The following is a 12,450-nucleotide window of genomic DNA, read 5'->3' on the forward strand; positions in this document are numbered from 1 at the left end:
GCTTCCGTGCCCTGCCCCGATGGGCGCTGCGGGATTCACTTCCCGGCCGTCCAGCGTGCCGGGGCACCGGGAAGGCGATGGCGGTTGCGGGCGATCCAACGGTAGGCGGCCGCGCCCGCGGCGCGCGCGAACGGACGGCGCAGCAGTGATCCGAGCGGGCGCCAGTACGGGTGCGGACTGTTGACCAGCAGCACCGCGGCCGCGTCCGCGCCGCCCCAGACCCGGCGTCCGTCCGGGTGCAGGAGCAGCACCTCCCTCCGGGCGCGCAGCCGCAGCGGCTCTTCGAGGCCGGCGGCCTGCCAGGAAACGCTCACCAGGCCGGTCCCGTCGACGATCCGGCGCTCGGCGACCCGCACCCAGGAGACGCAGAACCCGCAGTCCCCGTCGTAGACGAGAACGGGGGCGCTCACGACCGCGGCCAGTGCTCGGCGAGCAGCGCCCGGGTCTGCGTGAGGAGCTGGGGCAGCACCCTGGTCTGGCCCACGACCGGCATGAAGTTGGTGTCGCCGCCCCACCGGGGGACGACGTGCTGGTGCAGGTGGGCGGCGATACCGGCGCCCGCGGCGGCGCCCAGGTTCATGCCGACGTTGAAGCCCTGCGGTCCCGAGGCGGCGCGCAGCGCGGCGATCCCGGCCTGGGTGAGCGCGGCGATCTCACCCGTCTCGGCCTCGTCGAGCTCGGTGTAGTCGGCGACGTGCCGGTAGGGGCAGACCATGAGGTGCCCGCTGTTGTACGGGTACAGGTTGAGGAGGGCGTAGGCGGTCTTGCCGCGCGCCAGTACGAGCCCGTCGTCGTCCGACATGGACGGGGCCAGGCAGAACGGGCAGCCGTCCTCGGGGGCCGACCCGGTGGGCTTGTTCTCGCCCTTGATGTAGGCCATGCGATGCGGGGTCCACAGCCGCTGGAAGCCGTCGGGGCCGCGGAGGGGATCCTCGCCCGCTCCGCCGTCTTCGGGGGTCCCCCGCTGCGTGCTGCTCACCGGCCTGCCTCTCAACGTCCTTGCGACGCCAGCATAGGACCGGGCCGCCCCGAGGTTGGTCGGGACGGCCCGGGATGATCCGACTGTAGCGGCTAGGCGGTGCCGGAGCCGGACTCGCCGTGCCCCTTGGCGCCGGAGGCGCTCCCCGTGTCGGCGTAGCGGCTGCTGAGCCTGACCGGCGCGGGCTGCTCCCCCTTCTTGGCGCGGCGGCGCTTGGCGACCAGCAGGTTGAGGATCTCCACGAACAGCGAGAAGCCCATCGCGGTGTAGATGATCGCCTTGTCCATGTGGAAGCCGAGCCCGTCGGCGACCAGGCTCACGCCGATGAGCAGCAGGAAGGACAGCGCCAGCATCTTGACGGTGGGGTGGTCGTGCACGAAGCGGCCGAGCGGACCGGCCGAGACCAGCATGACGATGACCGCGATGACGACGGCGGCGACCATCACCCAGATGCCTCCGGGCTTGTCGCCGATCATGCCGACCGCGGTGATCACCGAGTCGAGCGAGAAGATGATGTCCAGCAGCACGATCTGGGTGACGACGACCCCGAACGCGGCCTTGACCTTGGATCCGGCGTGGTCCTCCTCGCCCTCCAGGTTCTCGTGGATCTCGAAGGTGGCCTTCCCGATGAGGAAGAAACCCCCGATGAGCAGGATCAGCGACTGCCCGCTGAAGTCGAACGAGCCGATCGAGAACAGGACCGTGGTCAGGCTCATGATCCAGGCGATCGACGCCAGCAGCGCCAGACGCGAGACCAGCGCCAGCCCGATACCCAGGTTGCGGGCCTTGGCGCGCTGGTTCTCCGGGAGCTTCGAGGCCAGGATCGAGATGAAGACGAGGTTGTCGATCCCTAGGACGATCTCCAACGCTGTCAGCGTCAAGAATCCGATGATGAGGTCAGCGGCCATGGATTTTCGCAGCTCCGGGAGTCAGGCACCGTTATGGGCGAGAGGAATCTAGAGAAGAGCGGATAAGCGAGACATAAAGGTACGCCATCGGGGGTCGGGCGGCGTTCCCGAACCCGCCGGGCGTCCCCGCCTGTCCCGGTCAGTCCAGACCCAACAGCGTACGCAGGTGCCTGGGCGGCGGCGAACCGTGCGACAGCATCTCGTCGTGCACGGCGCGCTGGTCCGCCTCCGGGCGGGCCGCGGCCAGGTCCCCGGCCACGCCGTCGACCTCCCGGTAGCCCACGTAGTAGGTGGCGAGCTGGGCGCTGGTGAGCTGGACGCGGCGCCACTTGCCCGCGGCCTCGCCCTCCTCCTGGTGGCCGCGCTCGATGAGCAGCCGCGTCGCGGCGGCCTCGTCGATCCCGCCGGTGTGGGTGCGCACGTCCAGGATCGCGTTGAGGATCATCCGCAGCCGCATCTTCAGCTGCGCCATGCGCAGCGCGAGGTCGTCCCGGCCGCCGTCGCCGTTCCAGCCCGCGTACGCCAGCAGCTCCTCGGTGTAGACGGCCCACCCCTCGATGAGGGAGCCGCTCCACAGCGCGGCCCGTACCCGGGTGCCGCCCCGGTGGCGGGCCGCGTGCGCGAGCTGGAGGGCGTGTCCCGGCACGCCCTCGTGCACCATCAGGTTGCGGAGCATGGACGTGTTGTACTCGCGGTAGAAGGACGCCTGGCGCTCGGCCGACCAGTCGGCGGGCGGCGGGGCGACCGCGATCAGGGTGGGCTCTCCCCCCGGCGGGCCGAGCGGGCCCGGAGGGTCGCAGTAGGCCACGGCGGCGCCGCGCCGGATCTCCGGCATGTCGATGACGCGCACCGGGTCGTCCGGGACGCTGACCAGTCCGAGGTCGGCGGTGCGGTCCAGAAGGTGCGCGAAGGCCTCCTCGCAGAGCGGCTTGATGGTGGCGGCGTCGCACGCGCCCTCGGCGGCCAGGCGGTCGAGCACCTCGCGGACCTGGCCCTGGCGGCGGGGCCGCCCCTCGTACTGGGCGGCGGTCTCGGCGATCTCCTCCTCCGTGGCGATCAGGTCGCTCTCGGCGCGGGTGAGCAGGACCTCGGGGCTCAGCACCGAGTCCAGGGCGTACCACAGTTGCGCGGCGTAGTCCCGCTCCCCCAGGCGCGGGTCCCTGATCGCCCCGTCGAGGCGGGACCCCAGCCACGCGACGTGCTCGCTGAGGGCCTGGCGCGCGGCGTCGCGCCCGGCCTCCAGGCCGGGGCGGCGCCCCGTGTCCGCGGCGATCAGGGCGTCGGTGTCGGCGCCCAGCAGCGCGACGGCGCCGCGCGCCCGGCCGATGGCGGTCTCCACGTGCACCCGCGACATGCCGGGGCCGGACTCCAGCAGGCGGCGGGACTCGCGCAGGAAGCCGGGCACGGCCGCGCAGCGTTCGGCGAGCGCGGCGATCCGCTCCTCCTTGGGGAGGGTGTCGCGGCCGACGAGCGCGTACAGCGCGTCGCCGGGCAGGGTCCGGAGGGGGTCCCAGGTGTGCGGGCGCAGCTCGGTGAGGCGCCACCGGTCCGCGCTGATCCTGGTGCGCAGCATCTCCAGGTCGACCCGGTCGGCGGCGGGCAGCAGCGTGTCGTCGATGTCGTCCAGGGCCCGCAGCCCGTCGGCGAGGACGTCCGCGCGGTTGGCCAGCGCCTCCTCCGAGTAGTCGGTGAGCCGCCCGGAGAACCGGTGGTCGCCGAGCTCGTCGGCCCACTCCGGACTGTCCTCGAGCAGCCGGTCGAGGATCTTCTCGGCGGTACCCCGGAACCGGTCGGTCATGGCGTTGACACCGGGGTCGGGACGCTGGGGCTCACGTGGCGAAGTCATCTCCCCCATCCTGCCAGCCGGCAGCCCCCGATCACAGGTCCGGAACCGGACACACCGGGCCCCGCCCAGGGGCTCAGGGCCCCTCCCGGACCTCCGGGCGGGCGCGCAGCGGGGCGCGGTCGGCCTCGGCCAGACCCGACAGCCAGCCCTCGTAGTCGTTGACCGCGCGCGTCCTGGTGCGGACCAGGCCGGGGAACATCTCATCCACCGCGTCCTCGACCGCGCGGTCGCGCTCGGCCAGGACCGGGAGCAGGTCCGGCGTCCCCGACTCGGCGGCGGCACCGCGCTCGGCGTCGCGGGCGGCCCGCTCCAGGCGCTCGCCGACACGCTGGACGTAGGCGGCGAGGAAGGAGCGCCGGAACTCCCTGGTCCGCTCCCGCGCCTTCCTGCCCTTGGCGCCGCCGGGCCTCCCGGAGCCGGCGCGCACCATCTCGGCGGTCGCCTGCGCCAGCAGCGAGGTGTACATCAGCTCCACCGCGTCCGTGTCCGCGCCGAACCCCAGCACGGTGGAGAAGCCCAGGTCCTGGTGCCACACCGTGCGGCAGTGGTTGGCCTCGGCGACGACCTCCAGCAGGACCGCCTTGGAGTCCTCGTAGGGGTTGTCCACCGGGACCCGGATCCCGGTGGGGCGGTTCCCGGCGCCCGGCTCGTCCGCGAGCAGCGCGTGGTCGATGCTGTGGCGCGCCATGAGCTCCTGGGCCCGCGCGGTGAGCACCTCGGCCTCCCGGGGGAACTCCGTCGACTCGGCCTTGGCCAGCAGGGCGCGGACCCTGTCGACCATGCGGCGGCCGGCCGCTCCCCCGGGTGCCGGGGCGGGCGGGCGCGGACCGGTCCGGCGCGTCGCGCGCCCCGGGATCGGGCACAGCAGCGGCAGCTCGGGCAGCACCGCGAGCAGGTGGGACAGCTCCAGCAGGTGGACGGCCGCGACCGGCCAGCCGATGCCCGCCCGCTCGCGCCAGTACCGGGGCCACGGCTCCGCCCCGTCCCACCACACGCGCGCGCCGAGCGCGTCCAGCTGGGCGCGCCAGCGCTCGTCGACGGACGCCTCGGGGTAGTCGCGCGCCTCCGCGGCGACCGCGCAGACCGCCGCGTCCGCGTGCGGGTCTCCCAGTGAGCGGCGCGCGTGGTGGACGACGTCGGCGGGCTGCCAGCCGCGCCGCCACGCCGCGGCGGTGTGGCGGCGCAGCAGGTCGGCGAGCGCGTGTTCGGCGGCGGGCTGCCAGTCGTCGACGCCCGGACCGGCCGTCACGCGGTCGGCGGCCCGCTCGAAGCCCTCGGCGTCGCCGCGCGCCAGCGCGAGCACCGCGTCGGCCGCCAGGCGTTCGGCGGCCGACGCGACCGACTCGGTCACGCCCCCCGGCGCTCGCGGATCGCGGCGACGACCTCGGCGACGGCGTCGTCGACCGGCACGCCGTTGTTCTGCGAACCGTCGCGGTAGCGGAAGGAGACCGCGCCCTTGCCCGCGTCCTCGTCACCGGCCAGCAGCATGAAGGGCACCTTCTGCTTCTGGGCGTTGCGGATCTTCTTCTGCATGCGGTCGTCGCTGGAGTCGATCTCGACCCGGACCCCCTGGGCGCGCAGCTTCTCCGCGACGCCCTCCAGGTAGGGCACGTGCTCGTCGGTGATCGGGATTCCGACCACCTGGACCGGGGCGAGCCAGGCCGGGAAGGCTCCCGCGTAGTGCTCCAGCAGGACCGCGAAGAACCGCTCGATGGATCCGAACAGGGCGCGGTGGATGACCACGGGGCGCCGGCGCGAGCCGTCCGAGGCCTGGTACTCCAGGTCGAAGCGCTCGGGCATGTTGAAGTCCAGCTGGATGGTGGACATCTGCCAGGTACGGCCGATGGCGTCCTTGGCCTGCACCGAGATCTTCGGGCCGTAGAACGCGGCGCCGCCCGGGTCCAGGACCAGTTCCAGGCCCTGCTTCTCGGCCGCCCCGCGCAGGATGGCGGTGGACTCCTCCCACACGTCGTCCCCGCCGACGTACTTCTCCGGGTCCTTGGTGGACAGCTCCAGGTAGAAGTCGTCCAGGCCGTAGTCGCGCAGCAGGTCGAGCACGAAGGTCAGCAGCGAGTCGAGCTCGTCCGCCATCTGCTCCCTGGTGCAGTAGATGTGCGAGTCGTCCTGGGTGAACCCGCGCGCGCGGGTCAGGCCGTGGACCACGCCCGACTTCTCGTAGCGGTACACGGTGCCGAACTCGAACAGGCGCAGCGGAAGCTCGCGGTAGGAGCGCCCGCGCGCGTCGAAGATCAGGTGGTGCATCGGGCAGTTCATCGGCTTCAGGTAGTAGTCCTGGCCGCCGTCGAGCTGCATGGGGGGGTACATGCCGTCCGCGTACCAGTCCAGGTGCCCCGACTTCTCGAACAGGGCGCCCTTGGTGGCGTGCGGGGTGTAGACGAACTCGTAGCCGCCCTCCTCGTGGCGCCTGCGCGAGTAGTCCTCCATGACCCGGCGGACGACGCCGCCCTTGGGGTGGAAGACCGCCAGCCCCGAGCCGATCTCCTCGGGGATCGAGAACAGGTCGAGTTCGGCGCCGAGCTTGCGGTGGTCGCGCTTCTCGGCCTCCTCCAGGAAGGCCAGGTACGCCTTGAGCGCGTCCTTGGACTCCCATGCGGTGCCGTAGACGCGCTGGAGCTGCGGGTTCTTCTCACTGCCTCGCCAGTAGGCCGCCGCCGAGCGCATCAGCTTGAACGCGGGCACCACCCTGGTGGTGGGCAGGTGCGGCCCCCGGCACAGGTCCTTCCAGCACAGCTCGCCGGTGCGGGCGTGCAGGTTGTCGTAGATGGTGAGCTGGCCCGCGCCGACCTCGACGCCCGCGCCCTCGGCCGCCTCGTCCGCGCCGCCCTTGAGGCCGATCAGCTCCAGCTTGTAGGGCTCGTCGGCGAGTTCGGCGCGGGCCGCGTCGTCGGCGACCGCCCGGCGGGAGAAGCGCTGTCCCTGCTTGATGATCTCCTGCATCTTCTTCTCGATGCGCTTGAGGTCCTCGGGGGTGAACGGCTCGGCGACGTCGAAGTCGTAGTAGAAGCCGTTCTCGATGGGCGGGCCGATGCCCAGCTTGGCCTCGGGGAACAGCGCCTGGACGGCCTGGGCGAGCACGTGCGCGCAGGAGTGGCGCAGGATCGCGCGGCCCTCGTCGGAGCCGATCTCCACGGCCTCCACGGCGTCGCCGTCGGCGAGTTCGTGCGCGAGGTCGCGCGGCTCCCCGTTGACCCGGGCTGCGATCACGGTTCGCCCGTCCGCTTCCAGCGCCTGGCCCGCCGTAGTGCCGACCGCCACCACACGCTCGGCTCCAGCGAGGGTGATACGCAGCTCAGGCACGGCGGACACGGTGTCTCCTCAGGATCTCGTCGACGTTGGCCGGGGCGGGCGCGCGGACAGCGCGGCGACGCCCCTGCTCCGAATGCTATCGGCCCGCGGTCGCGCGCGCCCCAGCGCCGGTCGCGGGTGCGTCACGGCCCCGGGCGGGTACGGACAGGAGTGAGACCGTTCCTTCGGGGGCAGGGGGTCCGGGTGCGCATCGTCATCGTGGGGGCGGGAATCGCCGGACTCACACTCGCGACCGCGCTGAGCCGCTACGGGATCGATCCGGTCGTCCTGGAGCAGGCGCAGCGTCCCGCCCTTCTGGGCGCGGGCGCCCAGCTCCCGCCCAACGCCACGCGGCCGCTCATCCGGCTGGGGCTGGGAGACGCGCTGGAGGACCAGGGAATCCGTCCGGCGAGCCGGGACACCCTGCACTGGCGGGACGGCTCGCTCATGGAGTCGATGCCGATGGGCGAGGAGTACGAGGCCCGGTTCGGCGCGCCCTACTACACGGTTCTGCGGTCGGACCTGCACGCGGCGCTGCTGTCGGCCGTCCCCGCGGGTTCGGTGCGGACCGGCTACTACGTCACCGACGTGCTGGACGCCGCCGACTCCATCACCCTGCGTTGCGCCGACGGCAGGGAGGTCCACGGCGACGTGGTGATCGGCGCCGACGGCGCCCACTCCGCGGTGCGCGGCGCGCTGAGCCCCGAGGCCCACCAGCGCTCCCGGCTGAGCGTGTGCAGGGGGCTGGTGCCGGCCTCCGCCGTGCCGAGCCTCGGCGGCGTCCCCCGGATCAGGGTGTGGCTGGGTCCGGGCCGGCACTTCGTCTGCTATCCGGTGAGCAGCGGGCGCGCCCTCAGCTTCAGCGCGGTCCTCCCGAACCGGGAGGTCCGCCTGGGCTCCTGGAACACGCCGAGGCGGATCGACGACCTGAACCGGGCCTTCGCCGGTTGGAGCGGCGAGGTGTCCGCGCTGGTCTCGGCCTCGAAGTGGATCGGGGTGTGGGCGCTGTACGAGCGCGCCCCGGTACGGGAGTGGAGCCAGGGGCGGATCGCGCTGGTGGGCGACGCCGCGCATCCGATGATGCCGTTCTTCTCCCAGGGGATCACCCAGTCGATCGAGGACGCGGTGGTCCTGGCGGGTCTCCTGCACCGGGCCACGTTGCAGACGGTCGAGGAGTCGCTGACGCGGTACGCCCGGACGCGGCGCGAACGGGTCGAGCGCGTCCAGGGGCTGGCCGTCAGCCTGCTGGGCTCGCTGCGCGAGGCCGGGGAGTCGGAGGTCCCGGGCCGCCCGTTGCTGGCGGAGCGGGAGAGGAGCGAGGCGGACTGGGTGTACGGGCACGACGTGGAGGCGGACGCCGATGTCCCCTGAGCCTGTTCCACCGTGTCGGGAAACGCCTGTTACGTCTCTTTTAGCTGGTCGATATTTGCCAGACCGATATTGTGAGGCCATGTCCCCGAGTCCTGCGACCGATACGGGTGGGGCGGCTCCGGCCGCACCACGGACCGCGCGGACGGTCCGCCTCTGGCGACGGTTCCGCGCACGGGTGCGGATCTGGCGCGTCCGCATGCGCTCTCACCCTGTTCTCCACTTGACCTGGCGGATCACCGTCGGCCTGGTCGGCGGTCTGATCCTGCTCGGGGGGATCGCGATGTGCATCACCCCCGGACCCGGCATCGGCGGGATCATCCTGGGGCTGGCGATCCTGTCCACCGAGTTCTCCTGGGCCCGCCGCCTGCTGTGGCGCGCCCGCCGCTACGCCCACGACGTGCGGCTGAAGGCCGACCACGCCCTCAAGGAGCGCCGGGTGCGCCGCGGACGCGGGAGCGCCTCCTGAGCGCTTCCCGCGGGCGCGTCCCGGATCACCGCCGGGAGCACTCCGCCCGGCCGTGAGCGGCGGGTTCGCGGGGTGGGATTCGGCGCGGGAGGATCCTCCGGCCGGCCGCGGGCGGCCCCCGCCGACGATCCGAGGCGTCGGCTCCGCGAGGGAGGTGGAACGGGGAGGGCCCGGCGGTTACCCCCAGGCCCGGAAAAGACAAAGCCCCGGCGAAGCCGACCTGAGTCGGCGGCTGTGCCGGGGCCTGTGGGCGATACTGGACTCGAACCAGTGACCTCGTCGGTGTGAACGACGCGCTCTAACCAACTGAGCTAATCGCCCGGGCCTTCGTCTCGCTCAGCGGGACGAACAAGGAAAACTCTAGCGCATCCGAGGGGATGGATGATCCACTCTGAGGTGAAGCTGGCCGACGTCTTATGTGACCGAGGCCACATCATGATCGGGCAATGAAAGGTTAACGTGCGTAAAACGTGAAACTCCCTCGCATGCGGGCGCTGTGGAAGGCGTCCTCCCCGAGCCCCCTCCACGCCGTCCCCCGCAGAGTGACGCGGCCCACAGATCATCCGGAAATTCTTTGTTTCCGCAGCTCATTACAGTGGCGGAGAGCGTGGGAAGTTCCGGCGCGACGCCGCCTCACCTCCAGTCGAAGAAGTTTCCCGGTTACGCGTCACAGACATCGTCCGACCCCTTGAAGCGGGTGAGGCGCAAACCTCCCGAAGGAATCGGGACCGGACGAGAAAAGGTTTGGCATATGAACAGCAGCGACATCACCGCCACCAGCGAACTCGGCCTGCGGCTCATCGTCCCCGACCGCGCCGCCGTCCCCCTGGCCGCCCGGCTCGACTACACCGCCGACGACCCCTACGCCATCAAGGTGGCCTTCCACGTGGGCGAGGACGAGCCCGTCGAGTGGATCTTCGCGCGGGAACTGCTGACCGTGGGCATCGTCCGGGCGGTCGGCGAGGGCGACGTCAGGGTCTGGCCCTCCAAGGACGACGGCGAGCGCACCATCAACATCTCGCTGTCCTCGCCCTTCGGCCACGCGCAGTTCGACGCCCAGGTCTCCCCCCTGGCGGAGTTCCTGCACCGCACCTACGAGATCGTGCCGGCCGGCCAGGAAGGCGACTACGTCGACCTGGACGCCGAGATCGAGCAGCACCTCTGCAGCTAGCACCGCCCCCTGGCCCGTCCGAGTGGCGCCGTGATTCTGCGCGCCCGAAATTCGGTGATATGTCCAGGGCTCTGTGATCTGGTTTACCCCGACCCCGATCGACTAAACCCTCGAACACGGCGACGCACCGAAAATGCCGCGGCTCCCTCCGAGCCGCGGCATTCGTCGTCCCCGCAGGGCCGTCGGGACCGGTCAGGGGTCCAGGTCCGCGGCTCCGCGCGCGGCGAACACGGCCATGGCCTTGGCCGTCACCGGCCCCGGCGCCTCCGGCAGCGCGCGCCCGTCGATCGCGCGGATCGGCTGCACGTCCCGGCCGGTGGAGGTCAGGAAGGCCTCGGTGACGCCCGCCAGCTCCGTCATCGGCAGGTCCTCCTCCTCGCCCCCGGCCCACTCCAGCACCAGTTCGCGGGTGATGCCCGCCAGCGGCCCGGCCGACAGCGGCGGCGTGACCAGGCGCCCCTCCACGACCACGAAGATGTTGCTCCCGGTGCCCTCGCACAGGTTCCCCGCGGTATTGGCGAAGACCGCCTCCCCCGCGCCGCGCCGGCGCGCGTGGTCCAGCGCCACGACGTTCTCGGCGTACGAGGTCGTCTTCAGCCCGGCCAGCGCCCCGTTCTCGTTGCGCGTCCAGGGCACCACGGCCACGTCCACGACCGGCGCCGGAGGGGTGAACGGGCCGACGGCCACCATGCAGGTCAGCCCCTCGCCGCTGCGCTCGGAGCCCAACGGCCCCGGCCCCCCGGTCACCGTGATGCGCACCCGACCGGGGTCGGTGTCCGTGTTGGCCTCCAGCGCCTGGCGCACCCCGTCCCCGATCAGGTCGAGGTCGATCTCGCCCAGCCCCAGCCCGCGCGCCGAACGGGCGAGCCGGTGCAGGTGGCGGGTCAGCGCGAACGCCTGACCGCGCACGGACTTCACCGTCTCGAAGACACCGTCGCCGACCGTGATCCCGTGGTCCAGGACCGGGATCCGTGCTTCCTGCTCCGACACCACCCGGCCTGAGCCGTACCCGGCACCGGAGATCCAGATGTTCATGCCTGGCCTCTTCCCTCGCAGTCACATCGAGCTTCCGGTTCCCGATCCTGCCACTGCGCAGGACGAACACGGGCGCGCAGCCGCCGCGTCCGCCGTCAACAGGCTGACCGGCTCCGGCCGGTAACCGGTCGGAGCCGGGACACCGGAGTACCGTAACGATTCGGCGCGATATCCCCATCCGATCCCCGCGACTCCCCACTCCGACACCGCCCCCGAACCCCGGGCAAGTTACGAATGGCTATCATCTGGGCAACACTTTGCGGGACGCGGTCAACAAACCCCTCGATCCGCAGCGCCCGGACACACCCATCCGGTTCCCCGTCCCGTTCCCGCCTCCCACGACGAAACAGATCAAGAGAGCCATGACCTCACGGAGCACCGCCCCTGGCGAACTGAGCTGGTTGCTCGACGACCTCCTCACCCGTGCGGAGGGCACGCACCACGCGATCGTGCTGTCCACCGACGGGCTGCTGATGGCCTCGTCCAGTCGGTTGGATCGCCCCGCCGCCGAACACCTGTCCGCCATCGCGTCAGGACTGCAGAGCCTGGCCGGAGGAGCGAGCCGGCACTTCGGCTCCGGGAACGTCAGGCAGAGCATCATCGAGATGGACAAGGCGTTCCTGTTCATCGCAGCCGCCGGCGAAGGCGCCTGCATGGCCGTGCTCGCCGACTCCGAATGCGACGTCGGCATGGTCGCCTACGAGATGAACATGGTGATCCAGCGCGTCGGCCAGTACCTGACCGCCCCTCCGCGCCCGGACATCCCCGGCTCCCCCTCCCACCTCCAGCGCTGACCCGCCACGCCCGGCCGGCGTCCCCGCGAAAGACCCCGCACAGGCCGCCGACCGGGCGTTGTCACACCCTGTCCCGCCGATCCCGAGTTTGTAGGAGCGCTGGAATCCGCTACAGTTCTTAACGCAGCGAGGGAACCCCGGTCTGGTCCGGACGGTCCCGAAGAATCGCCGCGCGGACGTGGCTCAGCTGGTAGAGCATCACCTTGCCAAGGTGAGGGTCGCGGGTTCGAATCCCGTCGTCCGCTCGCAGTGAAGAATGTTTCGTGGCGCTTCACGCACCACGCGGACGTGGCTCAGCTGGTAGAGCATCACCTTGCCAAGGTGAGGGTCGCGGGTTCGAATCCCGTCGTCCGCTCGCGGTAGAGAAACCGAGTGCAAGTTCTCGGGCGATTAGCTCAGTGGGAGAGCGCTACCTTGACACGGTAGAGGTCACTGGTTCAATCCCAGTATCGCCCACCAGCACCATCACGAACCGGAGAGTCCCTCCGGCGTTCGGGCGGAGGCCGGTCACCCCGGATCGGAAGATCCGGAAGGCCGTTCTCGAAGCGGGTTCCCCCAGGAGCCCGCTTTCGTC

General features: G+C 71.5%; 11 protein-coding genes and 4 tRNA genes. 7 read left to right on the forward strand and 8 right to left on the reverse strand.

From position 1 onward, the window contains the following. Positions 1–35 precede the first annotated feature (35 nt). The 6 genes from EV190_RS14205 to thrS all read right to left on the reverse strand — a co-directional run bounded on the left by EV190_RS14205 (position 36) and on the right by thrS (position 7,060). Positions 36–410 carry a thiol-disulfide oxidoreductase DCC family protein gene (locus tag EV190_RS14205; RefSeq protein ID WP_133742029.1) on the reverse strand — a complete coding sequence of 125 codons (375 nt, stop codon included), beginning with the start codon at positions 408–410 and terminating at the stop codon, positions 36–38. Continuing rightward, entirely contained in the window at positions 407–979 is a 573-nt protein-coding gene (locus tag EV190_RS14210) for an HIT family protein (RefSeq protein WP_133742030.1), read from the reverse strand. The genes EV190_RS14205 and EV190_RS14210 overlap by 4 nt, the downstream gene beginning before the upstream one ends. A 92-nt stretch (positions 980–1,071) precedes the next feature. Further along, entirely contained in the window at positions 1,072–1,887 is an 816-nt protein-coding gene (locus EV190_RS14215) for a TerC family protein (protein ID WP_133742031.1), read from the reverse strand. Positions 1,888–2,026: 139 nt separating this feature from the next. Further along, complete coding sequence (locus EV190_RS14220; protein ID WP_394345529.1) at positions 2,027–3,733, reverse strand: DUF885 domain-containing protein; 1,707 nt, start codon at positions 3,731–3,733, stop codon at positions 2,027–2,029. A gap of 73 nt (positions 3,734–3,806) precedes the next feature. Beyond that, positions 3,807–5,084 (reverse strand): DUF2786 domain-containing protein, encoded by a 1,278-nt coding sequence (locus EV190_RS14225; RefSeq protein ID WP_133742032.1) that lies wholly within the window; start codon positions 5,082–5,084, stop codon positions 3,807–3,809. Then, positions 5,081–7,060, reverse strand: coding sequence for a threonine--tRNA ligase (gene thrS / locus EV190_RS14230; RefSeq protein ID WP_133742033.1), 1,980 nt, complete (start codon positions 7,058–7,060; stop codon positions 5,081–5,083). The genes EV190_RS14225 and thrS overlap by 4 nt, the downstream gene beginning before the upstream one ends. Before the next feature lie 150 nt (positions 7,061–7,210). Between thrS and EV190_RS14235 the strand changes: the two genes are divergently transcribed. Continuing rightward, entirely contained in the window at positions 7,211–8,410 is a 1,200-nt protein-coding gene (locus tag EV190_RS14235) for an FAD-dependent monooxygenase (protein WP_243742574.1), read from the forward strand. Between the two features lie 220 nt (positions 8,411–8,630). Beyond that, the gene (locus EV190_RS14240; protein ID WP_341770553.1) at positions 8,631–8,876 is read left to right on the forward strand and encodes a PGPGW domain-containing protein; all 246 of its coding nucleotides are present in this window, start codon (positions 8,631–8,633) and stop codon (positions 8,874–8,876) included. Between the two features lie 247 nt (positions 8,877–9,123). Here the strand turns inward: EV190_RS14240 and EV190_RS14245 are convergent. Beyond that, positions 9,124–9,197: transfer RNA gene (locus EV190_RS14245), tRNA-Val, on the reverse strand. A gap of 430 nt (positions 9,198–9,627) precedes the next feature. Here EV190_RS14245 and EV190_RS14250 point away from each other — a divergent pair. Then, entirely contained in the window at positions 9,628–10,047 is a 420-nt protein-coding gene (locus tag EV190_RS14250; protein WP_133742035.1) for an SsgA family sporulation/cell division regulator, read from the forward strand. A 192-nt stretch (positions 10,048–10,239) separates the two neighbouring features. Here the strand turns inward: EV190_RS14250 and EV190_RS14255 are convergent, their stop codons facing one another. Beyond that, positions 10,240–11,082 carry an aminotransferase class IV gene (locus tag EV190_RS14255; RefSeq protein ID WP_133742036.1) on the reverse strand — a complete coding sequence of 281 codons (843 nt, stop codon included), beginning with the start codon at positions 11,080–11,082 and terminating at the stop codon, positions 10,240–10,242. 362 nt (positions 11,083–11,444) lie between these two features. On the opposite strand from EV190_RS14255, the gene EV190_RS14260 reads away from it, so the two are divergent. From EV190_RS14260 to EV190_RS14275, 4 genes are all read left to right on the forward strand, one after another. Beyond that, positions 11,445–11,876 (forward strand): roadblock/LC7 domain-containing protein, encoded by a 432-nt coding sequence (locus EV190_RS14260; protein WP_133742037.1) that lies wholly within the window; start codon positions 11,445–11,447, stop codon positions 11,874–11,876. A 172-nt stretch (positions 11,877–12,048) separates the two neighbouring features. Then, positions 12,049–12,121, forward strand: a tRNA-Gly gene (locus EV190_RS14265). A gap of 37 nt (positions 12,122–12,158) precedes the next feature. Continuing rightward, positions 12,159–12,231, forward strand: a tRNA-Gly gene (locus tag EV190_RS14270). A 29-nt stretch (positions 12,232–12,260) separates the two neighbouring features. Next, positions 12,261–12,335 (forward strand) — tRNA-Val (locus EV190_RS14275). The last annotated feature ends 115 nt before the right edge of the window (positions 12,336–12,450 follow it).

The sequence above is a fragment of the Actinorugispora endophytica genome (assembly GCF_004363075.1).
Classification (GTDB): Bacteria; Actinomycetota; Actinomycetes; order Streptosporangiales; family Streptosporangiaceae; genus Actinorugispora; species Actinorugispora endophytica.

Bases quoted from the DNA above. Each gene is read 5' to 3' on its own strand.
- EV190_RS14250 (WP_133742035.1), top strand. From the start codon at position 9,628: ATGAACAGCAGCGACATCACCGCCACCAGCGAACTCGGCCTGCGGCTC.
- EV190_RS14260 (WP_133742037.1), top strand. From the start codon at position 11,445: ATGACCTCACGGAGCACCGCCCCTGGCGAACTGAGCTGGTTGCTCGAC.
- EV190_RS14255 (WP_133742036.1), bottom strand. From the start codon at position 11,082: ATGAACATCTGGATCTCCGGTGCCGGGTACGGCTCAGGCCGGGTGGTG.
- EV190_RS14215 (WP_133742031.1), bottom strand. From the start codon at position 1,887: ATGGCCGCTGACCTCATCATCGGATTCTTGACGCTGACAGCGTTGGAG.
- EV190_RS14220 (WP_394345529.1), bottom strand. From the start codon at position 3,733: ATGACTTCGCCACGTGAGCCCCAGCGTCCCGACCCCGGTGTCAACGCC.